General features: G+C 64.4%; 21 protein-coding genes. 9 read left to right on the top strand and 12 right to left on the bottom strand.

All coding sequences use genetic code 11. From position 1 onward, the window contains the following. Positions 1-203: 203 nt before the first annotated feature. Both G6N26_RS03645 and G6N26_RS03640 read right to left on the bottom strand, forming a co-directional pair. Positions 204-989, bottom strand: coding sequence for a hypothetical protein (locus G6N26_RS03645; RefSeq protein WP_020729194.1), 786 nt, complete (start codon positions 987-989; stop codon positions 204-206). Positions 990-1,220: 231 nt separating this feature from the next. Further along, positions 1,221-2,633, bottom strand: a complete 1,413-nt coding sequence (locus G6N26_RS03640) for a HEPN domain-containing protein (RefSeq protein WP_232067531.1) — start codon at positions 2,631-2,633, stop codon at positions 1,221-1,223. A gap of 271 nt (positions 2,634-2,904) precedes the next feature. Here G6N26_RS03640 and G6N26_RS03635 point away from each other — a divergent pair, with 271 nt between their 5' ends. Further along, complete coding sequence (locus G6N26_RS03635) at positions 2,905-6,261, top strand: NACHT domain-containing protein (RefSeq protein WP_083017164.1); 3,357 nt, start codon at positions 2,905-2,907, stop codon at positions 6,259-6,261. Between the two features lie 109 nt (positions 6,262-6,370). Further along, entirely contained in the window at positions 6,371-6,685 is a 315-nt protein-coding gene (locus G6N26_RS03630) for a type II toxin-antitoxin system Phd/YefM family antitoxin (protein ID WP_083017162.1), read from the top strand. Positions 6,686-6,707: 22 nt separating this feature from the next. Here the strand turns inward: G6N26_RS03630 and G6N26_RS03625 are convergent, their stop codons facing one another. From G6N26_RS03625 to G6N26_RS03600, 6 genes are all read right to left on the bottom strand, one after another. After that, complete coding sequence (locus G6N26_RS03625; protein ID WP_169925515.1) at positions 6,708-8,114, bottom strand: hypothetical protein; 1,407 nt, start codon at positions 8,112-8,114, stop codon at positions 6,708-6,710. Positions 8,115-8,190: 76 nt separating this feature from the next. Then, positions 8,191-8,538, bottom strand: a complete 348-nt coding sequence (locus G6N26_RS03620) for a helix-turn-helix domain-containing protein (RefSeq protein WP_020729198.1) — start codon at positions 8,536-8,538, stop codon at positions 8,191-8,193. Then, positions 8,535-9,461, bottom strand: a complete 927-nt coding sequence (locus tag G6N26_RS03615) for a tyrosine-type recombinase/integrase (RefSeq protein WP_232067530.1) — start codon at positions 9,459-9,461, stop codon at positions 8,535-8,537. The genes G6N26_RS03620 and G6N26_RS03615 overlap by 4 nt, the downstream gene beginning before the upstream one ends. 880 nt (positions 9,462-10,341) lie before the next feature. Beyond that, on the bottom strand, positions 10,342-10,572 hold the full coding sequence (locus G6N26_RS03610; protein ID WP_095577121.1) for a DUF6400 family protein: 231 nt from the start codon (positions 10,570-10,572) through the stop codon (positions 10,342-10,344). A gap of 240 nt (positions 10,573-10,812) precedes the next feature. Then, positions 10,813-11,640, bottom strand: a complete 828-nt coding sequence (locus G6N26_RS03605; protein WP_067169793.1) for an acyl-CoA thioesterase — start codon at positions 11,638-11,640, stop codon at positions 10,813-10,815. A 26-nt stretch (positions 11,641-11,666) separates the two neighbouring features. Next, positions 11,667-12,692: a CobW family GTP-binding protein gene (locus tag G6N26_RS03600; protein ID WP_083017160.1), complete on the bottom strand. Its 1,026-nt coding sequence runs from the start codon at positions 12,690-12,692 to the stop codon at positions 11,667-11,669. Positions 12,693-13,158: 466 nt separating this feature from the next. Here G6N26_RS03600 and G6N26_RS03595 point away from each other — a divergent pair, with 466 nt between their 5' ends. The 7 genes from G6N26_RS03595 (at position 13,159) to G6N26_RS03565 (ending at position 21,669) form a co-directional block, all read left to right on the top strand. Further along, positions 13,159-14,793 (top strand): PPE domain-containing protein, encoded by a 1,635-nt coding sequence (locus G6N26_RS03595; protein WP_083017158.1) that lies wholly within the window; start codon positions 13,159-13,161, stop codon positions 14,791-14,793. A 54-nt stretch (positions 14,794-14,847) separates the two neighbouring features. Further along, positions 14,848-15,486, top strand: a complete 639-nt coding sequence (locus G6N26_RS03590) for a TetR/AcrR family transcriptional regulator (protein WP_083017155.1) — start codon at positions 14,848-14,850, stop codon at positions 15,484-15,486. 28 nt (positions 15,487-15,514) lie between these two features. Beyond that, the gene (locus G6N26_RS03585) at positions 15,515-16,186 is read left to right on the top strand and encodes an enoyl-CoA hydratase-related protein (RefSeq protein ID WP_083017154.1); all 672 of its coding nucleotides are present in this window, start codon (positions 15,515-15,517) and stop codon (positions 16,184-16,186) included. Between the two features lie 120 nt (positions 16,187-16,306). Next, positions 16,307-17,233 (top strand): alpha/beta hydrolase, encoded by a 927-nt coding sequence (locus tag G6N26_RS03580; protein WP_083017151.1) that lies wholly within the window; start codon positions 16,307-16,309, stop codon positions 17,231-17,233. Between the two features lie 191 nt (positions 17,234-17,424). Continuing rightward, positions 17,425-18,033 carry a TetR family transcriptional regulator gene (locus tag G6N26_RS03575; RefSeq protein ID WP_067169804.1) on the top strand — a complete coding sequence of 203 codons (609 nt, stop codon included), beginning with the start codon at positions 17,425-17,427 and terminating at the stop codon, positions 18,031-18,033. A 301-nt stretch (positions 18,034-18,334) separates the two neighbouring features. Next, positions 18,335-18,769, top strand: coding sequence for an MmpS family transport accessory protein (locus G6N26_RS03570; protein WP_269475017.1), 435 nt, complete (start codon positions 18,335-18,337; stop codon positions 18,767-18,769). Further along, complete coding sequence (locus tag G6N26_RS03565; protein WP_083017149.1) at positions 18,766-21,669, top strand: MMPL/RND family transporter; 2,904 nt, start codon at positions 18,766-18,768, stop codon at positions 21,667-21,669. Before G6N26_RS03570 ends, G6N26_RS03565 begins: the two co-directional genes overlap by 4 nt. Positions 21,670-21,748: 79 nt before the next feature. Here G6N26_RS03565 and G6N26_RS03560 read toward each other — a convergent pair whose 3' ends face one another. From G6N26_RS03560 to G6N26_RS03545, 4 genes are all read right to left on the bottom strand, one after another. Further along, positions 21,749-22,531 (bottom strand): SDR family oxidoreductase, encoded by a 783-nt coding sequence (locus G6N26_RS03560; protein ID WP_067169812.1) that lies wholly within the window; start codon positions 22,529-22,531, stop codon positions 21,749-21,751. A gap of 80 nt (positions 22,532-22,611) precedes the next feature. After that, the gene (locus G6N26_RS03555) at positions 22,612-23,535 is read right to left on the bottom strand and encodes a TIGR03564 family F420-dependent LLM class oxidoreductase (RefSeq protein ID WP_083017147.1); all 924 of its coding nucleotides are present in this window, start codon (positions 23,533-23,535) and stop codon (positions 22,612-22,614) included. Positions 23,536-23,626: 91 nt separating this feature from the next. Then, on the bottom strand, positions 23,627-24,493 hold the full coding sequence (locus tag G6N26_RS03550; protein WP_083017145.1) for a hypothetical protein: 867 nt from the start codon (positions 24,491-24,493) through the stop codon (positions 23,627-23,629). Next, positions 24,490-25,737: an acyl-CoA dehydrogenase family protein gene (locus G6N26_RS03545; protein WP_083017143.1), complete on the bottom strand. Its 1,248-nt coding sequence runs from the start codon at positions 25,735-25,737 to the stop codon at positions 24,490-24,492. Before G6N26_RS03545 ends, G6N26_RS03550 begins: the two co-directional genes overlap by 4 nt. Between the last annotated feature and the right edge of the window lie 50 nt (positions 25,738-25,787).

Here is a 25,787-nt window from a genome sequence, read left to right as displayed (position 1 = left end):
CATTTCCGTCCCGTCGTGTCCTCCCGCTATGCGGCCTGAATGGGCATCGGGGATTAGGCCGTCAGGCGCCATCATTTTTAGAAACTTGGTCGGGATACCGCATAGATCCGCGGCTTCTGAAAGGTTCGCACAGGTCTTGCATGGGCACGGGGCGATTGGTACAGAACTACTGGTGGCTTCGCGGCTGGCCCTGAACTGCTGGGCTATCGGTTGCCGCGAAAATTGATATCGACGAAGTTTGCCGGCGCGTGGCGTTGGTGGTCCCACGCGAATGCGAGAGTCTTGCAGGTATTCTCGAACTGGGAGAACATCCGTATTCCATCGGGTCGGTGGTGGGCCACCGCGCCGTTGCCCGCTTCAAGTTTTCCGGCAGCGAACGTGAATGTAAATGCTCCGAGCGTCATGTCTCCGGTGAGGAAGGTGTCGTCTCGAACCTCGATTTTGGTTTCCATGGCCGTCGTGTACTGACGTACGAAGCTTTTCGTGAGGCTCCGAATGTACAGGCCCCACCCCCGAGGTAGTAGTCCGTCCCGAAAGAGATAATGCATGAACATCTTTTGTTCGCGCTTGTCTCGCATGCTGGTGGGTGCAGTCTTGGCCCCGGTGGTCATGCCCCACAGAGCCTTGAGCATCCATCGTTCGAAGAGCTCGCCGCTGACGAGGTTGAATTCGTTGCCGTGAGGGTCGGGGGGACGAATCTGTGCGAGTTGGAAGCGCTCAAGCGTCCGATAGACCTCGAGCGCGGCGTCGTCGAACTTATGCAGGGCGTTATTGTGTCTGTTACACAACATCTTCGAGCCCATCGTGGTGATCGGAAGGCTAGTTGGCGTCGGAGAGCCCTGTTGCCAGTAGGTATTGCTGGCTGTCACGGTAGTGCCGTCGCCGATGTCTTTGAGAATGCCCTTACTTAGCGGGTGCTCAAGGGTCAGTCTGGCGTCGCAGTCGTTGGTGCTGGCGGCATAGCAGCGGCGATGGCCGAATCCGGTCACGGGTCCGGACAGGCGTGGCTGATAGGAGGGTAGGCGCCACTTTCCAGTCGGTCGGTGGAGGTGACAGTCTTCCGATGGCAGGCCAGATTCGCAGGGACACAGTGCGTTACACCATGCGGCGGTACTTCCATCGTGATGGAACGGCACTGGTCGCACCGCGGGAGTGAAAGGCTTCACCACGGGCGAATCGTGCCCTTGTTAGCGGGCGGTGCGGCCGTTAGTGGCGCGCGCCTATCGTCGTGCATATGCGGTTCCCTTCAGGAATTCGCGGACGTTGGTCTGATGGTGGTTGTATGCCGACGACCGCCGATAGGCTTCGCCGATATCGCTCGCATCGACTTGCGCTTGAAGGAGTAGAACGGTGCGCAGTACCCATTGCAGCGAGTAACTCGCGGCTATCAGGGCGTTGATGAATTGATCGTGAGCGTCACGATCGTCGTGGGTGCCCCGGTGGGCAAGGATGTTGCGCACGGAGTGGATCGCGGCCGGCCAGTCTGCGAACTCGGCGACGATGCCCGGTACCGCGGCGACGGCGGTGTCCACCAGGTCGTCCATCATGGTGCGAAACGTGGACTCGTTGATGTGACCGAACGCGCTGTCCATAGCTTCGCCGAACGCCGTGAGGTCCGCCGCCGTCAGCGCGAAACGGTCGCCGCGATCGGCGGTACGAACCGACTCTAGAGCTGCGGCGCGCGCTGCCTTTCGTGCTGCTCTGAGGTCGGATTTGGACAGTGCGGGTATGCGTCGTTTGTCTCGATAGATTCGGCGGTGTAGGCCCTCGGCGACGGACGCGAGGGTGAGCACGGCGGTCTGTACGGCCACTCCGCTGAAGTCGTCGACGACGACGGCGTCGAGCCCGTTGCTGCGTTGTCGAAAGTCGATCCAGAGGGCGCCGCGCTCGGGGGTGAGGTACGAGGCATCGAATAGTTCATGGTGTCCGGTTGGCGTCGGCTCCTCGTGTCGGTGCACCCGGAGCCAGGGGCTGTCGGTGGACTGTCGAACCGATAGTTCCACGGTGTCGGCAGGGTTGGAGGTGACGAGAGTCGCCAGCGTCTCGATGGGGTGCAGGACCGACCGGTCGTAGTCCAGGACGCTCATCGGCTCGGCGGGAATGAACTCAATCCAGTGATTGCTGCCCTCGGTCACGGAAATGAGATGGCCGCCTCCGAGTGTCTCGGCGCGTCCGTCGCGGTGCCGCAGCCAATTAGGGCCGGTGAGGCGAAATCTGCAGGTAGAGAATTCCTGCTCGCGGCCAACGTGTACGTCGAGGATGGCGTGTCGGATTGTGCCGAACCGTTGGCGGTACTGCGGTGGAAAGGTGCCACTGGGATCTCTCATCCCGCCCTGCGCGCCGACCAGCGATACCCGCTGCCCGTTGTCGAGCACCCCGTGAATGTCGCGCGGGGACCAGTCGGCCACGTGATCGTCCGAGTCGCCGCTGTGGATGACGGTGGTTCCACCGTGCTGGGACACTTCGACGCGGTAAGCACGTTCTTGGAAGATCGGTCCTAGCGTCTCCATTACGGGTGTCGGCGCAATCGTTAGTTGGCCCCGAACCTGGCGCTCGGGCGTGTCGATCTGCCAGAACGTCCCGTCTACAGGCCCCGTCTTTGCTGACTGCATCCCTTTAGTTTGCGCCGTCAACACATGACCGAGCCGACACACCCCGTGGTCTTGAGCTCTCAGCCGCCAACGACCGTATTGGTCGCGCTTTCGAAGCAGTCGCGACCGCACGGTACGACGCGTGCACGGTGAAGCTTGGGCTCTGACGATCTCGGCACTCAAATTGCGGTACGACATGCACGCGCGTTGAGTTGCCGAATCGAACCGGTGTCTCCGGGTTCAATAGGCATTGAGTGTTCGGAGTCCCGACGGCAGTACCGGCACGATCGGGGTGAAGCAGAGGAGTCAGCCCATGCCCGAGAGCCGACACCGCTACCTCTACGAGCGCCTGGGCGACCACGACTTCCAGCAGCTCGTTAACGCCCTGCTCGCCGCCCAGTTCCCCAACTTCACCCCGATGGCGCTACGCCAGGCCGACGGCGGCATTGATGGGCAGCGCAAGCTCGACCCGTCGACGGTGTTGATTTATCAGGTCAAGTGGTCCGTGTCCGGCTCGGAAAAGAACCCCGTCAGCTGGCTGGACGCCGTCGTGAAAAAGGAGCTGGACAACCTCCGGAGACTGTCGGAGGAAGGTGTGCGGCACTACGTCCTGGTGACCAACGTGCCGAGCACCGCCAAGCCCGGGACCGGTACCTTCGCCCAACTGAACAACAAGCTGGATGCGTACGCCAAGGAACTCGGCTTCGACGAGATCACGTGCATCTGGCGCGAGGCGCTCAACTCATGGCTCGACAACTCCGAGGACTCGATCAAGTGGGCCTACGCCGACATGCTCGCCGGGTGGGATCTCATCCGGTTCCTCGTCGCCGAACAGGTCGGAGCCACCAAGAACCAGGCGGACCGCAAGCTGATCCGGCAGGTCGCCGCGTCGCAGTGGGACGACGACCAGCGGGTCAAGTTCAGCCAAGCTGAGGTGGACCGGAAGAGGATGGTGGACCTCTTCGTCGATGTCACCGCGGAGTTGGTGCACTCGCCGGAGAGAACCCGAGTGCGATCACTCTCATCGACCGAACTCGGCGGCGCTGCGCATCACCTGCTACAAACGCCAGCGCCCTTCACCTTGGTGCGAGGCGCCCCCGGGCAGGGCAAGTCCACCCTCAGCCAGTACATCTGCCAGGTGCACCGCAGCGCGTTCGTGCCCGAGTCGGAGCGGCCGAAGACGCTGCCTGCGTTGGAAGAGCCGCGGTTTCCGATCCGGTTGGACTTGAGTGACTACGCGCTGTGGCTCTCCGGCAATGACGTGTGGGATAACTCCGACGAACGCAAACCCAAGAGGGAGAAGGCGCGCAAGGGCGAGAAGGCAACCGTCGAGTGCTTCATCGCCGACCTGATGACGCACGAGAGCGGCGGTATCACCGCCACCGCCGACACGGTGCAGGGGATCTTCGAGCGAGTTCCCAGTCTCGTCGTGCTCGACGGACTCGATGAGGTTGGAAGTGCCAACATCCGGCGTCGGATCGTCAACGAGATCAACGCGTTCGCCAGCCGGGGGAAGGCGTACACCGAGCCACTCAAGGTGGTCGTCACCACGCGCCCCAGTGCCGGTGAGCTTCCGGAGCCTGCGCCGGACAGGTTCGAGATCATCACGCTGAACCAGCTCACCGGCGAACAACGAGCCGACTACTTGCGCAAGTGGTGCGCCGTCCGAGGGATCAGGAGTAAGGACGGCCGCGCGCTGCGCAGGAGCTTCCAAGAGAAGAGCCGCGAGCCGTACATCCGCGAACTTGCAGGGAACCCGATGCAGCTGACGATTTTGCTGGATCTTCTCCACCAGCAGGGCGCAGCCACACCCACGCAGCGGACCGACCTCTACGACACGTACGTCGACCTCCTCCTCGCCCGCGAGGCGAACAAGCACCCCAAGGCCGTGAAGGACCACAAGGAGGAGCTGCTCGAGATCATCCCGTTCCTCGGCTGGTACCTGCACGCGCACACCGAGGAGTCGCAGATCAACGGTCGCATGAGCATCAACGACTTGAAGGCGGCGATGCGCCACTTCCAGCGCACCTACGGCAACCAAGAATCGATCGTCGACGAGCTCTTTGAGGGCGTCAGCGACCGCCTGTGGGCCCTGACCAGCCAGGTGGACGGCACCTACGAGTTCGAGGTGCTCTCGCTCCGTGAGTACTTCGCCGCCCGATTCCTGTACCACAACGCCGGCGAGGACAACCCGCACTTCGACAGCACAACGGTCTTGCGGGAGCTCCTACGCCGCCCGTACTGGCTGAACACCGCCAGGTTCTACGGCGGCAACGCGAAGGGCAGCGACGTCTACGTACTGGCCGCTGGCGTCGAAGAGGAGCTGTCGCACACGTCGGCCTCCGCGTCGTACCTCGCCGCGTGGGCACTGCTGACCGACGGTGTATTCCAGCGCCGGCCGCATGAGGCGCGCAAGGTGCTGACGGCACTCTGCTCGGATCCGGGAGTGGGCGTCCTCCTTTCTGCGCTCGACCGCCGTGATATCACGCCTCTGCCGGAGCTGCCCAACCCGACGGGCGCCGGTGCCGACCCGACTTGGTCGCGGCTGACGACATTGATCAGAAAGAACCCCGGTGACAGCGCCAACCCGCAGCGCGTGCGGGTGCTTCGAGAGCTTCTCAACCAGCGCAGTGAGTTCGGGAACTGGTGGTACGAGGAGCTCACAGCAGCGATCGGCACAGATCAGCAGAACGCGTGGCTGGCGATCGGGGCCTGCTGCGAGGCCGGCGCAGGGACCACCGCGGACTTCAACAACATGGACCTGTCCGACGGCGCCGCGGAACTGTTCCTCAGCACGGGCCTGACTCCGGAGCCCGGAGGTTCCTTCGAGGAGGCGCTGCTCACCGCGGTATTGAACGGCGAGTGCCCGTGCGTCACCTCGACCTGCTCCATGCCGGCGCAAGTCGCCGTGGCTCTGGCGCCTGGTGAGTTCTTCACCCGTTCCACGACTGGGTTCATCTCCGGCGACGACCGGCCGAAGCGTCGTCGAGCTGAGGCGGTCAACCAACTCAGGAAGGCACGTTCACCGTGGGAGGAGGTCGCTAAGAAACGCGCGTTCAGGTCCGGCTACAAAAACAGCACGTTCCCGTGGGCGGATACCGCCGCCGCTATCCACGAGCGCGTCGGACGGTGTTGGATCTCCTCGGAGATCGCGATCATCGGCGCTGCCTCACCGTTCGGGCTCGCATACAGCAAGCACGCGGAGGCAACGGCATTCGGGTCCACAGGTCACCCGTCCGAGCTTCTTGCTCGGACACGGGCAGGTAGCGGGAACGCCGGCTGGTGGCGCGAGCAGTTGGAGACCATCGACGATGACCTCGGCCGAGCGGAATGGGCGTTGGCACTGTGGTGCGTCGCGTCCGGCTCGGTCGTATCCGAGCTGTTGCCCGAACTCACCGAGGTCCTCGGACAGCTCCCGGGCTTGCGGCGGCGGATTGTCCTACGCGCGGCAGAGCAGATCGCACGCTTCGGATGGCTGGAGAGGCGCCCAGTGACCGGCGATACCACCGACGCCGCGCTGGATGCACTCAATCGCCTTCGGGCGCAGGCACCACAGTCGAACCCAGTAGACAGTTTAGGCACGGGTGGTCAGACAGCTTTGCCTTCGCTTCTCAGCGTCGCCCGCTCAGAACGGTGGCTCAAGGTGGACACGGCGGCCACTTACCGCTGATCGAGGTAACGCCCCGTGGCTTGTCATTGCAGACAAGTTCCCATGGCTAGACAATTGCTCAGGGCGTACCGCCCAGAAGACGGGATAGCGGACTGCAGGAAGGGGAGCAATGCTCTCAATTGATGTTCGCGTCGCCGCGCAGAGCTTGGGTCGGCTGGTCGATCAGGTGCGAGACTCGGGGGAGCCGGTGATGATCTCGACGCCGGGCGGGGCAAAGGCCATTCTGATGCCTGTCGACGAACTCGAGTCGTTGCAAGAGACGTTGCATGCGTTGACGCAGCCCGGGCTTGTAGAGGAACTGGCACAGGCCGATAGAGATTATGCAGCGGGCCGGACCATCAGTGGGGAAGAGCTCCGCGTGCGGTATGGGCTTCCCGAACGCAAACCGAAACGTCAGGGATCAAGGAGTAAGCGAACGCCGTGAATGTTGTTAGCAAATAACAGGTTTAGGGCTGAACGTATTTGGCCCAGGTGTTGCCGGCTTCGGCCGCGTGTTTCTGGGTGACTTGGTCACTATAGCCGAGCATTTCAGCGACAAGCGGTGCGGGGATTTCGGAAACAAGCATCTGCAGGGCAGTGTTTCGTGCCCCCTGCAGGTTGATGCCGAGCCGTCGCAGCCGCTGCATGATGGCCTGCGGGTCAATGTGTCGGCCGGGTCGGCTGCTGGTGAAGAGCCAGGGCGATCCGATGGCTCCACCGCCGGTGCGCAGGTTGGGGCGGTGGCGAAGGTGGTAGTTGAGCTGGGAGGCGAATGGTTCCGGGACGGGGACGGGGTCTTTGCCCAACGCGATGCGGGTCTCTCCGTCAGCTTGGGAGATCGCCGTGGTCTGCAGCGCGGCGACCTTGGTGAGTGGTTGGGCGTAGAGCAGGAGCAGCACGCCGGCGACGCGGTAGGGCAGACTTTCGGAGTCGCCGGTGAGCAGTTCTTTGAGCCAGGCCAGTCGTTGATCCTGCGTGATTGTGTGGGTCGTTCTCGCCTCTCGGAAGCCGACCTGCACCGCGACGTTGAGCTTGCTTTTCTTGGCCCAGATGAAGAATGTTCGGATCAGGTGGCGGGTGGTCGGGCCTGATGCGAGGTATTCATCGACGTCTTGTTGTGTGCAGTTGGCGATGGTGCGCAGGTGGGTCTGTTCTAGCCAGGTGAGAAACTTAATGGTCTCGGTGATTTCTTGTTTCGCGGAACGCTTTGGCCCATCCGAGGATTGGCCGGGTTTCGATTCGCTGCGGAGCCGTCGGAGATGGTGCCAGGTCGCGAACTGTTCGACCGGGGCGCGAACAGCGGGGGAGTCGATAGTTTCGAGTTTGTCGGCTAGCCAGATTTCGAAGCGGGCCAGGTGTTCGTCGCGTTGTGGGAGCAGTCCGTGGTGTTGCAGCAGGCTGCGCAGGTGATCGATATGGCGGCCGGATCCTGCAGCGGTCAGGCCGTCGTGGGTCAGCGGTATTGCGCCGGAGGTGATCCCGCCGAGCAACTCCAGTACTTGGATATTGCGTTTCCAGGTCAGGATGCTTTCGGGTCGGTCAACGCCACAGAGCACTTCGATCAGCGTTTGCATGGCGGCGAGGTCGGCGGGATGGTGCAGCAGAATTTTGCACAGGTCCTCGCGCAGGGCGCAGCGGGCGCACTGGCCGGAGCGGTAGATCTCGCCTTCGCCCTGGCACGTTTTGCAAGTGAAGTTGCCAGGGATACCGGCGCAAGTCAGGCAGACCGGGCGAGAGTCGATCCGGTCGCAGCGGCCGGGTAAGACGCCATCGTGTCCACAGATGGGACAGATGCCGTGGGTGCGCATCGCGGTGTAGAAGCAGCTGTGGCAGAGCTGATCTCCGGGCCAGTAGACCCGCAGCTTGTTGGCCATGCGGTGGCATCGGCTGCATTCGAGGGCGCCGGTAGTGACGCGTGGTCGCCCGCGGGTGATGGATCGCGGTGTGGGGTTAATCGTTGCCATCGGTGATGACTCGTGCTCGTCGGGGTCGGATGGACTTGTTGAGTTCGACGACGTTGGGTGGTGCAGTTGTGCCCGACGCGGTCTTCTTCTTGCGAGCGTCGGTGGCCGTGACGGTGACTAGGTCTTCGACGCCGCAGCCGAGGATGTCGCACAGTGCCGCCATCAACTGCAGGGCGACGCGTTCGGGGCGTTGGTGCACGATGCGGTAGACCTGGGGCCGGGACAGCTGTATTCCGCGTTCAGCAAGACGGGGGATGAGGTCGGTGCTGTTGTGCATGCCGTGCGCGGCCATCAGCTCGGCGAGGCGCCAGGTGTAGTCGACGTCGCGTTTCACGAGGTCTCCTCTCCGAAGGAGAGGGCATCTTTGATGGTCCGGTCCAGGACGCGGCGCAGGGTGCGGGTGCGGAAGTCGCTCGAGACGCCGGTATAGAGCGATGTGGTGCTGGCGTATTCGTGGCCGGCCTGGTCTTGGACGAACTTGGCGTCCCAGCCGTCTTCGATGAGGTGGGTGATGTAGGAACGCCGGAACGAGTGCAGATCCAGGCCTGAAGACAGCTCGAGGTCGTTGCAGTACCGCCGGAATCTGCGCAGCAGGGTTCGTTCTGCGACCAGGGCGCCGCGCTCACTGGGGAACAGGTCGATGCCGTCGTCGAGGTAGGGCTGCCCGTGAGTGAGCCAGTCACTGATGATGTCTGGTGTCCAGTCGAAGACCGTGAGCACGGTGCGGCGTTTGGGTGGGGAGCCCTTCTTGGCCTTGCCGTAGCGGACCTTCACCACGCCGTAGCGGCCGAACTCCGGTGCGTGCGGGTTGCGGGAGAAGTCGACGGTCTGCAGGTGCCGCAGCTCGTTGAATCGCACTCCGTAGGAGTAGGCGACCTTGAACATCACGGCATCGCGGTAGGCCGGCAGCCAGCCCTTCTTCTTGGTGTTGGCGATCAGCGTCACCTGATCGTCGGCGTGGTCGAAGAAGTCCTGAAGCTCTTGTTTGGTGAACGGGCGCTTCTCAGGACTCTGTTCGTTGTCCTGAACGTGGGGGGCGGTGTTCCAGGCGAAGAACACCTGCGCTGGGTGTGTGCCGAAACGTTGCTCGCAGACTCGGTCCCAGCCGTAGTCGGGGTCGGCGATGTAGGAGCAGAACAGCCTCAGGCCGTTCTGATACCCGCGGATCGTCGACTGCGCGCGCCCTTTGATGCCGCGGAGGTCGGCGAAGAATTCCTCGACGATGGCCGGCGTCCACGACCACGTGGCGCAATCCACTAAACCCGTTGGCGTCGAGGCGCTTTGGGCGACTCGACCCAGAGCTGCGGGTGAGGGCCGCTCGGAACGGCCGTGATTCATCAGATGAAAACGGCGTACCTTATCTGACATAATGTTGCTTATCGGCAAACGCTAATACCGAGTTCGAGCCACTGAGCAGTGACAACAGGGTCTATGCCGTCGGCGGCACCTCGGCTCAGCCCCGCCCTACGATCGCGCGGATACCCACCGTCCGGACAACACGGCGCCATGCCGGTGGCACGCGATCGACGTGGCACCCCTCATCACATGGGCCGGGTGCGCGCAACGGGCCGTCGCTTACCCGCCCGCCTTTCACGGGCGGACGCAAGCACGAATACGTCACAGTGACGAATTGATATGGAGCACTGCCGCTTTCGGTCTGCCGTACGGGCCCAACCCCTGCCGCCGTTCCCTGTCGCCGAGGGCCACCCACGTCCACGCGTCGAGCACGCCGTGCTTCACCGATCCACTTCGCCAGCAAGACGACTTACCTGACTGCGCCCCGGCGAATAACCCGAGCCGGGCCCCGCGAACCCCATCCCCCGCCTTCCCGCCTATCGCCGCGAATACGTCACTGTGACGAATCACACTGCGGCACAGGGCTATTGAGATGCAGGCGCACCCCAGGCACTAGTTCGCTTTGAACCCCCACCGCGTCGGGCGGGTACGCCGATGGGTGTCGGTCGACCAGAGATGGCCGCAATCTGAGCACTGCAGGTGCACGAGCGTGCCCTTGTTGCTCAGGAGATACTGCCAGTGTGTATCGCAGTTCCGACTGCTTCGGCAATCGCCACATGTGGCGCCGTGATCGCAGCATGGGCAAGGTAGCCATGCACGGCGACCGCGGTCGGCGCTCGGATCAATCGGCAGCACGATCGGCCGTCCGTTCGGGCAGAACGCCGGCGCGCACCAACTCGTCGTAGACCCGTTGCTGCTCCTCATTCAGATTCGAGTACAGCATGTCGTAGGCCTTTTGTTCTTCGCCGAGCACCGCGATGGGATCCCAGTCGTCTCCGATCGCGTCGAGCACTGCGCTGCGCCTACGCGCCTCGTCGAGGGTCAGGTCATAGGCAAAGTCGAGGTTGGCCATCGCACTCCCAGCCATTAGATACGCAAACGAACGGTTAGGATGACCCTTCTGCCGTCACCCATGCTATGACCGCCGTCACTGTTGCCGATTAACGTTCGTCACACTTGGCGCCTACGCGGTGGACTGCCGCATGCCCCGACCCGGCGCGCCCCCTTGCTCCTCCCGGCCGACCTTACCGCGACTGAAACGTCACCGTGACGAATATCCTTGCTGCGCACGGATATTGAATCCGATCCGGCATCAGGCTGTCTGCGGCGGGAAGTACATCTCTTGTTTCACCGTGCACACCAGTTCGCCCGTGCGGTTGAACATCGTCCCACTCGCCAGCGCCAGCGAACCGGCGCTACTCGGCGAGGACCGGTCGTAGAGAAGCCAATCCGACAACACCGCCGGAGCGTGGAACCATACCGAATGGTCACGCTGCGCCGAAGCCCCGACACCGCCGCGCGCGGCATATGCCGGTTCGGTCAACGTCACCGCCGACAGGTAGGCCACCAGGCTGGCAGCCAGCGCCGGGTCATCGGGAACTTGCCCGTCAGGTCGCCACCACATGGACGCGCGTGCGGGTGGGGCAACCTCGGTGTCGATGATCCGGCGCTCGAACCAACGTAGGCTCGCCCACTGACCCTGGGCGCTCTCGTCGGACTCCGCGAAATGCGGGGCAACCCACGGCAGGGATTCTGGGCTGGAAGCCTCTGGCATCGGCGGCTGGTAGACGCCCGGGGCGGGCGCGGAATCGGCGATTTTGAACGACGACATGGCTTCCATCAGAATCTTGCCGTCTTGGCGTGCCGTGACCCGTCGAGCCGAAAACGTCCGTCCTTCTTGGAGGTCGACAACGTCGAAATCAACTGGCCGACGCGAGTCGCCGGGCCGCAAAAAATACGTGTGGACACTGTGCGGTACTCGGCCCGGCGCGGTGTGGCTCGCCGCCAACAACGCCTGAGCCGAGATATGCCCACCGAGAATATGGTTGGCGGGCGCGGGAAGTTGCTGCCCGACGAAGAGCCACTGGTCGACTCGGTCGAGCTCCAAGGTGGCGAGCACGTCGCCGAGCGAAGATGACATCACGACGTATCTTGCCGGATGACCGCTCACACGCTGAGACGCCGGTACCGCTGAAGCCGCCGCAATGCCGGCGCCGACGCCGATCCCGAGGCAGGCTGCAGCGCGTCATCGAGCCGCGTGCGTACGGCGGGGATGTCGAGATGCATCCCGATCGCCACGAGGCAGTTGGCCATGGCCCCCGACGGTGCCTTCGCGATGTGGATGGCGTTACCCACCAGGTTGATGACGTAGTCGCGGACGGTCGCGCGGTCCCGCACGGCCACAATGCCTTTCATCCTGAACACCTGCGGGGGCGGCTGTTCGAGAAGGTCGAGCAGGGCATCGGGATCGACACAACCAGCGCCGGTCACGGTGACGGCATCGGCGTGGTCGTGGTCGTGATCGTGGTCGTGGTCGTGATCATGCTCGGGTACCAAATCCAGAAACGAGAGCTGCCCAACTTGTGCGGACGGGGCCGCCGCGTCGAAAAGTAACCCCGGGTCGATCCGGCCACCCGATGTGCCCACGACGTGTATGCGCGGGTTACGTTGCCCCGCACGCTGGATGACGCGCTGCACCACAGCAGAGCGCTCCTCCTCGGGCACCTGATCAAGCTTGTTGACCACAATCAGGGACGCCGCGCCATAACGCACCGGCGGCAGTGTGCCGCAGTCGACGGTGTCGAAGTGGTTCACCGCGTCGACGACATCGACAAGCCCGCCGGCGCGGACCCCGCGGATCTCGCTGAAGCCGATGATGCGCGCGATCGCCACGGGGTCGGCCAGGCCGCTGGCTTCGACGACGATGGCATCTAGGCGCCGAGCCGGGTCCGCGAGCTTGGTCAGCGCCTCATCGAGCCCACCTCCGTCGGGCAGACAGCAGATGCATCCGCCGGCGATCGAGGCCGGCTCGTCGACCTGGCCGGCCACCAAACCGGCATCGATGTTGATGTCACCGAAGTCGTTGACCACGACGCCGATTCGTGTGCCGGGATGGCGTAGCAGGTGGTTGAGGAGCGTCGTCTTGCCGGCTCCGAGGTGGCCGGTGAGCGCGATGACGGGTATCGCAGCCAACGCCCTAGCCCCTCCGCTCATCGACATCCGGACCGCTCGATGCTAACCGGCACAGCATTCACAGCCCGCGCGTGGGCATCGGCCCATCGCAGCCCCGCTCCCTCCACACAGCTAACCGCTGTCACGATTCATCACGGTTGCGGATGCTGTTGTGGCGCAGCTGGATTCCCGGTTCGCTTTGCCGGGATGTGTGTCGGATGCGCGCGACGCCATCCGACCTCACGACCCGCTGGAGCCCGTCGCCAGCTGGGGTCACTTTCCGTATTTACAGCAATTTGCCAGCATTTTATCCGCATTTGCGGACGATGTCGTCCTAGACTTGGGTTGCGGCTCACCTCTCAGCCCTGTGTCCGCATTGTTCATGCAGCTTCGGTGTGGCGGTGGGCTCCAGTCGAAAGGAGCCAGCGGTGCTTCCCCTCCGCGACGAGATTTGGCCGAAAGGTTCGCCCGACCGGACAGACCGGCGATGACCGCGCCGGTCTGGATGGCTTTCCCTCCGGAGATTCACTCGGCGCTGCTGTCCAGCGGGCCGGGACCCGGCCCGCTACTCGCCGCGGCGGCCGCATGGAACTCGTTGAGCGCCGAATACGCATCATCAGCTGACGAGCTCGCTGCCCTACTCGGACGGGTTCAGTCCGGCGCATGGGAGGGGCCCAGCTCCGCTCAATATGTGGCCGCCCACGCGCCGTACGTCGCCTGGATGCTGCAGGCCAGCGCCGACAGCGCCACAATCGCGACCGCGCAGGAGACCACCGCGACCGCGTATGCGGCGGCGCTGGCCGCGATGCCGACCCTCGGTGAGCTGGCCGCCAACCACGCCATGCATGCGGTGCTGGTGTCGACGAACTTCTTCGGCGTCAACACGATCCCGATCGCCCTCAACGAGGCCGACTACTCGCGCATGTGGGTCCAAGCCGCTACCACCATGACTATCTATGAGTCCGTCTCGACGACGGCGGTTGCCGCATCCCCGCAGACCACCGTGGCTCCGCAAATCATGAACGGGGACATGGGGAACGGCGGCGGCATGAACGGTGGGGGCGGCGTGAACGGTGGCGGCATGGGCAACATGCCCGGCATGGGGACCACCTTGCCCACCACCCCCGAGCAGTGGTGGCAGGCTATCTTTCCGGGGATATTTAATCCCTTTTCACCCAACTCTTTTCAGAACATGGTGCCCAGTTTGGCAACCTTCTTACCGCGGGCAGAGGCCATGCTGGCCGGTTACGCGAGCAACCCGGTGCAGTTCCTCCAGGCGGTCATCCTGCTCGGCACCCAGTTTGTCGTTCACCGAACCCTGTACTTGATCTGGCTCATTCTGTTCAATCCGGTGGGGTTGATCGGATTTGCCCTCAGCAACCCGATCTATACCCTGGCGTTGACCGCGCCCTTGGTGGCCGTGCCCATGGGAGCGGCGGGCGGACTAGCCGGGTTGGCGGGGCTGGCGGCAATTCCCACACCGGTTGCTCCCGTCCCGGTCGCGGGTGCGCCGATACCCGTCGTCAACGTGCCCACGGTGCCGGCCGCGGGCGTCGCGCCGACCATCAGCTCTGCGCCCTTATCCACCTCGGCTCCCAGCCCGGCGCCCGTGGCCACACCGGCAGCTCCTGCGTCCCCGGCGGGGCCTGCGCCGCCGCCGCCGGTCATGGGTCCCGAAACCACAATGGCCGCACAGAATTTCATTTCCCCATACTTGGTCGGTGCGCTTGGCACGCCAGCCGAATCGAAGCAGGCCGCCAGAGCGCAAAAGCCCGCCGGAGCTGACGCCGCAGCCGGCACGACCGCGACGGCACCCGCCGGGAAAAAGCAAGGCGCTCAGCGACGCCGACGGAAAACTTCGACTCGTATCGACCGCGGCTACCGCTACGAATTCCTAGATCCGGAGTTAGATGCCGAATTGGTGGGTGTGGCCTCGTCAAGTGTTCCTGGACAGACAAATTCGGCGATGGGCTCTGATCTGACAGCCGGTTCGCTGGGCGCCACCACGGCAACGGGCACTACGCAGCGGGCAGCGGGATTGACGAGGTTGGCCGATGACACGTACGGCGGCGCGCTCACCGCGCCCATGACGCCCAGCAACTGGCGGCTCAGCACCGACTGACGTCCCGGCACCCGTCGGCCGCTAATAGAGCATATGCTCTGTTATAGTGACCGCATGCCGCGGCCCCGTGTGCACGATCCCGACGCCGTGCTCGACGCCGTCGAGGACCTGGTGGCGCGGTCGGGTCCGAGCGCGGTGACCATCCGGGCGGTCGGCGCGGCCGTGGGCGTCTCCAACGGCGCTGTCTACCACACGTTCACATCCCGCGGCGGGCTAATGGGCCAGGCGTGGTTGCGGGCGGGCCGGCGATTTCTGGCGGTGCAGACGGCGCTCGTCGACGACGCCGGGGCCGGTACCAACCCGGGCGGTCCCGTCGAAGCCGTGGTGGCCGCCGCCGACGCGCCCGTGGTCTTCACTGAGCGATATCCCAGCTCATCGACGCTGCTGTTGCGCGTGCGCCGCGAGGAAGTGCTCGCCAACGATGTTCCCGACGATGTCGCCGATCAATTGCGCCGCCTCGACAAACTTCTCGTCGATTTGATGGTGCGGCTTGCGATCACGGTGTGGGAGCGCAAGGACGCGGCAGCGGTGGACACGATAACCAGCTGCGTCGTCGACCTGCCCACCGCGCTGCTGCTCCGGCGAGACCGCCTCGGAAGCACCACGGCGCGAGCGCATCTACGCGCGGCCGTTCGCGCCGTGCTGGAGATCGGGCCTCCCCCTCAGCGGCAACGACGCGGCTCACCGCGCTGACGAAATACGAATGGAGTTAAGGAAACACATGGCTGTGAAACTGGACTACGATGACAAGATCGCCATCATCCGCCTGGGCGACGCCGAGAACCGTTTCTCCCCTGCATTTCTGGATGACATTGATGATGCGCTCGACCAAACCATCTCGGACGGCGCCCAGGGACTCGTCACCACCGCCGGCGGAAAGTTCTACTCCAACGGGCTGGATTTGGACTGGCTGAGCTCCCACACCGACCAGGGCCAGTGGTACATCAATCGGGTGCACCAACTGCTGGCGCGCGTGCTGACCCTGTCGATGCCCACAGCCGCCGCGGTGGTCGGCCACGCGTTCGGCGCCGGAGCAATGCTGGCGATTGCGCACGACTTCCGGGCGATGCGCGACGATCGCGGGTACTTCTGCTTTCCCGAGGTCGACATCCGCATCCCCTTCAACCCCGGCATGGCCGCGCTCATCCAAGCCAAACTCACTCCTCGCGCGGCGGTGGCCTCGATGACGACGGGCCGGCGCTTCAGCGGCCCCGAGGCAGAACAGTTCGGCATCGTCGACGTCGCCTGTCCGGCGGACGCGGTCACCGACACGGCCGTCGACCAGCTGCGCCCATTGGGCGGCAAGGATCCGGGCACGCTCGGAGCGATCAAACAAACGATGTTCGGACACGTCGTGCACGCACTGACCGACGGCGAGGACGAGACGCTCTGAAACGGGCTGCGCCACTTGGCTAATGCACCGGCAGTCCGATGCCAGCGTGATTAACGCGAGACACTACGTCCGTCCTGTATGGTCAGCATGTCTGCCGGCGCAAGGGAACAGAGGGCTTCGATGGCAAATAGGCTCCCCGACAACGCCTTCACGTCCCCCCACGTCTTGGATCCCGGTCTTCGCAAGGTGGCGCGATTCGTGCCCCGGGGCTACGCCTTACACCGGGGCCTGAAGCTGCAGCGCGCCATCATGAACCTGATGGGCAATGCCGGCCGCATCCGCACCGTGCCGGTGGCCGCGGTCAACGAACACGTCAGCGTCCGTCTGCACCGTCCGGCCGGCCTTCCCGACCCCGCACCGGCGTTGCTGTGGATCCACGGCGGCGGCACGATCATGGGCCACGCCGCGCAGGACGACAAGTACCTGCGCCAGCTGTCTCAGCGCACCGGTGTCGCGATCGCGGCAGTGGAACACCGGCTGGCGCCCGAACACCCCTACCCGATACCGGTCGAGGACTGCTACGCGGCCCTGCTCTGGCTGGCGCGCCAGCCATGGGTGGATCCGGATCGAGTCGCCATCGGCGGCGCCAGCGCCGGCGGCCATTTCGCCGCCGCGGTGGCGCAGCGGGCACACGACCGTGCCGACGTCAAAATTACCTTCCAAATGCTGGTATATCCGCAGCTCGACGACCGTACCGGCGCCCGGCGCGACGGCCCCAGGCGGATCATGTGGACCGAATCCGACAACCAACTGGCCTGGCAGTGGTACCTCAACGGGGCCGACCCCGCAGAGGCCGCACCGGCTCGCCGGAAGGATCTGTCGGGCTTGCCGCCGGCGTGGATCGGCGTGGGAACGCTGGATCTCTTTTACTCCGAGAGTCTGGAGTACGCGCGACGGCTGCGAGAGGCGGGCGTTCCGGTGCAGGAGGAGATCGTGCCGGGTGCGTTTCACGCGTTCGACCAGATCGCCGACAAGGCGCCTATATCGGCGAAGTTCTTCGAAAGTCAATGCGACTATTTGCGGGGCGCCCTGACCCCCAGCGGATGACCCCCCGGCATCCGGTCTTTGCAATCCCCTGGCTGGATGAATGATGTTGTGCCAAAACAGTTATAGCGCGATCCGCCGACAGCCAGAAACACAGCCCCCTCGCACCGGACAGCCCCGGCCGGCCTTGCTCCCCGACCGCCAACATCGCACCTTTTGACTGCAAACTGTGCACAACGTGCAACTATATGGGTATGGCCAATCCCTTAGGGCTGCGCGAGCGCCGTCGCCGCCAGACGAGCGCCGACATCCGCGACGCCGCCGTGCGCCTCACGTTGGAACGGGGATTCGACAAGGTCACGGTCGACGAAATCTGCGCCGAAGCCGGCGTCTCGACCCGCACGTTCTTCAACTACTTCCCCAACAAGGAGTCCGCGCTCGCCTACGGCCCCTCGGACATACCCGCCGAGCTGGCCGAGGATTTCGTCGCCGCCGGGCCCGCCCCGTACTCGGTCGTTCTGGCAGAGCTGATCACCCTGGCGGCCCATCACCTGCGCGACGTTCCCCCGCAGCGCGAACACGCCGCCCACATGCTCGAACTCGCCAAGACTTCCCCCGCGGTCCTGGCGGCGTTCCTCGCCGATTTGGAACGGTTCCAGAATCAGCTGACCGACATCATCGTCCGACGGCAGGCCATGAAGCCCGACGACGAGATGGCCGCGCTGATTTCCGCGCTGGCGTTGACGGCGGTGCGGTCGGGCCTCGAACGGTGGGCCAGCGGCGAGGCGAGTGAAACCGCCGACACGCCGATGCCCTATGTTGAGCGTGCCGCCGCGCTGGTGAACAGCATCTTCTCGAAGTGACCTGAAACACCACCAGCAAATGTTGCATACACTGCAAGATATGCACATCATGTACTATGCGCTGGTGGCGGTACCCGGGGAGGCTTCAGCAACAAGGTGAGCCGGGTGTCGGTGCCGGGGACGTCAGCAGTGGGGTTAGGCAACTTTCACCGTGTTCGGCGGTCCCGCGCGCGCGAACCAAAGCAATCGACGTAACTCGTTGTTGATCGGTGCGACTTGTGGGCACTCGCCTGTCCACGACCTCCAGTCGCGCAAACGCTGATCCGCGTCACGTCCGCGTGATGAGGAAGGGATCACCTAGGTGCAGATATCGAGACTTGTGCGCAACGCCTGGCTGCCGCTGTTGATCGTGGCGGTGGTGCTGGTCGGAGGGTTCGCCGTCACCCGGGTCAAGTCGTTCTTCGGCGCCCACGACACCGGCGTCATGACCAGTCCGCGGCTCGATGAGTCCAAGCCGTTCAAGCCCAAGGTCGTCAAATACGAGGTCTTCGGCTCGGCTAGCCAGGCCAACGTGAACTACCTGGATCTGTCCGCCGACCCGAAGCGGATCGATGGCGCACCGCTGCCGTGGACGCTGGTGCTGTCCACCACAGCCCCTTCCGTCTTCCCGAACCTTTCGGCACAAAGCGACGGCAACTCTCTCGGTTGCCGCATCACCATCGATGACGAAGTCAAGGACGAGAACATCACCCACGGCGTACACGCCCTGACCTTCTGCATGGTGAAATCCGCATGAGCACAACGTTCAACGACACCCGCACCGACACCATCCCCGTCGTCAACGAACCCGTGCGGGACAAGATCCCCCGGCTCATCCGGACGTTCGCCGTGCCGATCATCCTGGGCTGGATCGCGATCATCGCGGTGCTCAACGTCTCCGTCCCCCAGCTCGAGGAGGTCGGCAAGATGCGTTCGGTGTCCATGGCACCGGACGATGCGCAGTCGGTGGTCGCGACCAAGCGCATGGGCGCGGTGTTCGACGAGTACAAGTCCAACAGCTCGGTGATGATCGTCCTCGAGGGCCAGAATCCGCTGGGCGCGGACGCGCACGCCTACTACGACGAGGTCGTCAAGAAGCTCGACGCCGACACCAAACACGTTGAGCACGTTCAGGACATGTGGAGCGATCCTCTGACCGGGGCCGGCGCGCAGAGCAACGACGGCAAGGCCGCCTACGTCCAGGTCTACCTCGCCGGTAACCAGGGCGAGGCGCTGGCCAACGAGTCGGTGGAATCCGTCCAGAAGATCGTCAAGAGTGTGCAGCCGCCCAAGGGGGTCAAGGCCTACGTCACCGGTCCCGCGGCGTTGTCGGCGGACCAGCACGAGGCCGGCGACCGCAGCATGCAGCTCATCACGGGGGCAACGTTCACCGTCATCATCGCGATGCTGCTGTTGGTCTATCGGTCGATCATCACGGTGTTGCTCACACTCGTGATGGTGGTGCTCGAGCTGTCGGCCGCGCGCGGAATGGTCGCATTCCTCGGCTATTTCAAGCTCATCGGGCTCTCGACGTTCGCGACGAACTTGTTGGTCACGTTGGGGATCGCGGCCGCCACCGACTACGCGATCTTCTTGATCGGCCGGTATCAGGAAGCCCGCTCTATCGGCGAGTCCCGCGAAGATGCGTACTACACGATGTACAAGGGCACCGCGCACGTGGTGCTCGGGTCGGGCTTGACCATCGCCGGCGCCACCTTCTGCCTGCACTTCACCAACCTGCCGTACTTCCAGACGCTGGGTATCCCCCTGGCGATCGGGATGGTGGTCGTCGTCGCGGCGGCGTTGACGTTGGGGCCCGCGGTCATCTCGGTGGTGGTGCGTTTCGGGAAGACGCTCGAACCCAAGCGCACGCAACGGATTCGCGGGTGGCGCAAGGTCGGTGCGCTCGTCGTGCGCTGGCCCGGCCCGATCCTGGTCGTCACCATCGGGGTGGCGCTGGTGGGTCTGCTGACGCTGCCCGGATACCGGACCAACTACAACGACCGCAACTATCTACCGACGGATCTGCCTGCCAACGAAGGGTATGCGGCCGCGGATCGGCACTTCTCGCAGGCGCGGATGAACCCCGAGGTGCTGATGATCGAAAGCGACCACGATTTGCGGAATTCGGCGGACTTTCTGGTGATCGACAAGATCGCCAAGACGGTCTTCCGGGTGCCCGGCATCAGCCGCGTGCAGGCCATCACCCGTCCGCAGGGCACGCCGATCGAGCACACGTCGATTCCCTTCCAGATCAGCATGCAGGGCGTCAGCCAGCAGATGAGCCAGAAGTATCAAGAAGATCAGATGGCCGACATGCTGCACCAGGCCGACATGATGCAGACGACCATCGACAGCATGGAAAAGATGTCCAGCATCACCGTGCAGATGGCCAACGACATGCACGTCATGGTCAAGAAGATGCACGACATGACCATCGACATCAACGAATTGCGCGACCACATGGCCGATTTCGAGGACTTCTTCCGCCCGGTCCGCAGCTACTTCTACTGGGAAAAGCACTGCTATGACATCCCGGTGTGCTGGTCGCTTCGCTCGGTCTTCGACGGCCTCGACGGCATCGACACGATGACCGATGACATCCAGAGCCTGCTGCCGGTCATGGATCATCTCGACACGCTGATGCCGCAGATGGTGGCGCTGATGCCATCCATGATCGAAAACATGAAGGCCATGAAAACGACGATGCTGACCATGTATTCGACCCAGAAGGGTCTGCAGGATCAGCAGAAGGAGGCGCAGAAGAACTCCAGCGCCATGGGTAAGGCGTTCGATGCCTCCAAGAACGACGACTCGTTCTATCTGCCCCCGGAGACCTTCAACAACAAAGAGTTCAAGAAGGGCATGAAGAACTTCATCTCCCCCGACGGGCACGCCGTGCGCTTCATCATCAGCCATGACGGCGATCCGATGTCGCAGGAAGGCATTTCGCACATCGGGGCGATCAAGAAGGCCGCGTATGAGGCGCTCAAGGGCACCCCGCTGGAGGGCTCCAAGATCTACCTTGCCGGCACCGCGTCGATCTACAAGGACCTCAGCGACGGCAACACCTACGATCTGTTGATCGCCGGAATCGCTTCGCTGTGCCTGATTTTCATCATCATGCTGCTCATCACCCGCGGCGTGGTGGCCTCGGCGGTCATCGTGGGAACGGTCTTGCTGTCGCTGGGCGCATCCTTCGGGCTGTCGGTGCTGATCTGGCAGCACCTCATCGGCATCGAGCTGCACTGGATGGTGCTCGCGATGTCGGTGATCATCCTGCTGGCCGTGGGCGCCGACTACAACCTGCTGTTGGTGGCGCGGTTCAAAGAGGAGATCCACGCCGGCCTGAACACCGGCATCATCCGCTCGATGGGCGGGACCGGCTCGGTGGTCACCTCAGCGGGCCTGGTCTTCGCCTTCACGATGATGACGATGGCGGTCAGCGAATTGACGGTCATCGGCCAGGTGGGTACCACGATCGGGCTCGGTCTGTTGTTCGACACCCTGATCGTGCGGTCGCTGATGACGCCATCGATTGCGGCGCTGCTGGGCAAGTGGTTCTGGTGGCCACAACACGTGCGTCAGCGGCCGGTCCCCTCGCAGTGGCCCCAGCCCGCCGCCAAAGAGCGCGAATCGGTAACCGCCGCTACGTAACCCATTTCGTCGCGAGACTGTAACTGCCGACGCCGCCTCTCGGGAAATGCGTCGCCAGTTACAGTCTCGCGGCAAATGACTACGTGACCCAGTCGGGTTGCGCGTCGGTCTCGACGTTGGAGAAGTCCTTGTGTCCCAGCCCGGCGGTGGTGCCGCCGTCGACGACGAACTCCGAGCCGGTGGAGTAGCTGGACTCGTCGCTGGCCAGATAGACCACGAGGTTGGAGACCTCCACGGGTTGGGCGGCCCGGCCCAGCGCCGTCTGGAAGATGTCGTCGGGGACCCAATCGGTCATCGGGGTCTTGATGAGGCCGGGATGGATTGAGTTCACCCGGATTCCGCTCGGCCCCAGTTCCAGTGCTGCCGACTTCGTCAGCCCTCGCACCGCGAATTTGGTTGCGGTATAGCCGTGGCAGGCGATGGTGCCGGCCATCCCCTCGATCGACGAGATGTTGATGATCGATCCCCGGCCCGCTTCCTTCATCGGCTTCACCACGGCGCGGATGCCGAGAAACACTCCCGTCAGGTTGATGTCGAGAATGCGCTGCCACTCCGAGAGCGCGTAGTCCTCCAGCGTGCCGATGTTGATGATGCCCGCGTTGTTGACCAGTACGTCGATGCGGCCGAACTCGCTCAGGGCGGTGGTCACCGCCGCATCCCAATCCTCGGGCTTGGTCACGTCGAGGTGCAGGTAGCGGACCGCATCGCCGACCTCCGCGGCCACGGCCTTGCCCTCGTCGTCGAGGATGTCACCGAACACCACCTTGGCACCCTCGGCAACCAGCGACCGCACGTGCGATGCGCCCATTCCCCGGGCGCCGCCACTGATGAGGGCGACCTTTCCCGCCAACCGTTCTGCCACTGCGCTTCTCCTGTCGTGTGAGCTCGTCTATGCACCATACGTACCGGAGGCGATGTATGGCCATAGCCAAACACCCCCGGTCAGGAGTCATACGCGCGCAGCAGCGCTCGCGTGCGGGCCCGGCCCTCCGGCGACGGATCGAATGTCGCGGCGACGTACTCGTCGACGCCTGCGGCGCGCAGTTCGTCGAGCCGGCCGCGGACGATGTCCTCGTCGCCGATGATGACGGCATCCTGCGGACCCGCGTAGCCCTCGCGGTCGAGCATCGCACGGTACGACGGCAACTGGCCGTAGATGGCGAACTGTTCGGCCGCGTGCTTGCGGGCGGCGTCGACGTCGTCGGTGACGCTGACGGGCAACGACGCGGCGACGCGCACGTCGGCCTCGCGGCCGGCATCGGCGGCCGCCTGGCGCAGCGTCGGGCCGACGTGCTCGGCCAGCGTCTTGGGCCCGGTCATCCAGGTGCAGGTGCCCGACGTGCGTCGCCCGGCAATCTTGAGCAGCTGCGGACCCAGGGCTGCGATGTACACGTCGGGCCTCGGCGCCCCGGAGATCATCAGCGCACCGCGGGTGGTCACCGTCTCCCCCGCCGCTGCCGCGGGTTCACCGGCCAGCAGGGGCAACAGCCCGTCGAGGTACTCGTTCAGCCTGCGCACCGGCTTGTCCCACGGGATGCCCCACATCCCCTCGGTGACGGCCTGATGGGTCATGCCGAGCCCGAGCGTGAACCGCCCGCCCGAGGCGAGACTCAACGTCAGGGCGCGCTGCGCCATGAGCATCGGATGCAGGTTTTGGATCGGCACCACACCGCTGGCTACCTCGATCGTGTCGACCTCGTGCAAGGCGATGCCCAGGATCGTGAGAAGGTCTGGCTCATAGGGCAATTGGCTCATCCACACCCGTGAGAAGCCCTCGTCGCGCAGCATCGCGAGGTTGGCGATTGTCGCGTCGATCGGCGATTGACCGCCCGACCCGCTGAGTTGCCCGAACAGAGAAATCTGCATGGTCGTCACGCTCCTTTGTCGCCCCCGGGAAGGGTAGCGCCCTCCGCCGGAGCGACACCAACCAGCTCTGCAGCGAGGCGCGGGACCCGGCTCAGCCGACGATGTCGAAGACGGCCGCGGCGGACGTGACGGCCTTGTCGGCGTTGCCCTCGTCGTGCAGCAGCATGCGCACGCCGACGCGCCCGGGCCGGCCGGGATGCGCGGTGCCCTCGACCCGGAAGGGACCCACCTTGCCCCGCGACATGAACATCACATGCCAGCTGACGACCTGCAGCTTTCTGGTTCCGGCGACCTCGGCAGCCAAATCGATTGCGGCGGTCTCGAGAACGACATGCTGGGGCCCGATGTGCAGCGCCGCATCCGGTGACGCGAGTTCGGTGCTGAGTTCGGGCAGTACCCAATGGCCGTCGCCGCGGCGACTGGCGCCGAAGGCCTGCCACAGCGGCGGCAGATCCGGAGAGTCCTCGATCACCAGCTCCGTGCCCGAAACATCCATCCTGCCCAGGCCTTCGGGCGGGATGCCGATGATCGCGCCCTGGCCCTCGTTGAACGCGATCACCCGCTGCGGGTTGTCGGCGTCGACGATGGTGCACCGCCCGTAGCCCATGGTGCGGCCCTGGTGCACGATGCCCGACCCGACGATCTCGACCCGTGTCACGTCGTAGCCGGGGTCGGCGATCTGCACCGACGCGATGACCGGGTTGGGCACGGCGACCATGTCGGTCTGGCAGCCCTCCGGGGACGAAATGGCCAACGGCGCCACCATGATTCCGCCGGCTTCGTTGCGCATGTCCCGGCGAATGATGACCGTGTCATCGGTCTCGCCGAGATCCATCGACGAGTGTTTGCGGCCGATGTAGCGGTAGCTGAGCAGGCCCGTCCAGCGTCTGTACAGTTCGTCGCGGTAGGCGTCGGAATCCCCCGCCAACTCTCGGATGTCACGAAGCCGATCGCTCAATTCCGTTCGCCTCCCGGACTTTTGCCGCGCCGTACCTGATTGAACGGCACCCCGCGGTCGTCGGCACGCTCGCGCGGAAAGTTCAGCACCCGCTCACCGATCACGTTGCGCGCCATCTCGGTGGTGCCGCCGCCGATGCTGGCCGTCTGCCGGCCCAGATAGCGCACCCCGATGTCGAGCAGTCCGCCGTCGTCCTCGACCACGGCCGACGTGCCCGACACGGCAAGGGCGGTATCGGTTTCGACGTCGTGCACCGCGGCCATGGACAGCCGGATGATCGATCCCGCGGCCGGCGGCAGGGCGCCGCCGGCGACGGCATGAAAGACGTGCTCGCTGAGCTGACCGTGGACCGTGCGGTGAACCAACGCGCGCCCGATCATCTCCCGCACCCGTTCGCTGTCGTGCTGGTGAGTCTTGTCGACCAACGCCAGCAGGTCAACCGAAACATCCTCGGCCTCAGCGATTCCCGGTCCGCTGGTGTACTCCGAACCGTCGCCCATACAGCGACGCTCGTGGTAAAGCTGGCGCGACGCGACCTCCCAGCCTTTGCCCGGCTCGCCGACGACGGCGTCATCGCCTACGTCGACGTCGTCGAAGAATTCTTCGCAGAACTCGATCGACCCGTTGACCTGTTCGACACGGTTGACCGTGATGCCGGGATGCCGCAGCGGCACTAGGAACATCGTGAGCCCGTCGTGTTTGGGCACATCCCAGTTGGTGCGGGCCAGGCACAGGCCGTAGTCGGCGGCGAATGCCCAGGTGCTCCAGGTCTTGGCGCCGTTGATGATCCATCGCGCGTCCCGGCGTTCGGCGCGGGTGATGACGCCCGCCAGATCCGATCCCCCGCTGGGCTCCGAGAGCAACTGCACCAGTACCTCGTCGCCGCGGAGCGCGGCCGGGATGTGGGTGCGCTTTTGCTCCTCGCTGCCCGTATCGAGAATCGTCGCGCAGCAGATACCGAAGGACGGGACGTTGAGCAGCAGCGGCGTCTCATAGGCCTGGGACTCGGCATCGAAGGCCTTCTTGTATTCGTAGCTCAGCCCGAGTCCGCCATACTCGCGCGGGAAGCAGATCCCGGCGAATCCGCCCTCCCACAGGAGCTTCTGCAATTCGCGAGCCCGGTGCCACGCCGGCGGCTGATCCCGCTCCAGCAGCGCCGCCTTGGCCGGATCGAGTGGCGGCATGTTCGCGGCCAGCCACGCCCGGGCCCGGCTCCGAAATTCCTCGACCGATTCGGACGTCACCGGATGGCCTCTCACTCGAGCGTCGACCTTGTGCTGGGCGACTGTACAGC

The sequence above is a fragment of the Mycobacterium marseillense genome (genome assembly GCF_010731675.1).
Lineage (GTDB): Bacteria > Actinomycetota > Actinomycetes > Mycobacteriales > Mycobacteriaceae > Mycobacterium > Mycobacterium marseillense.
This window is presented reverse-complemented; position numbering and strand designations above follow the sequence as displayed.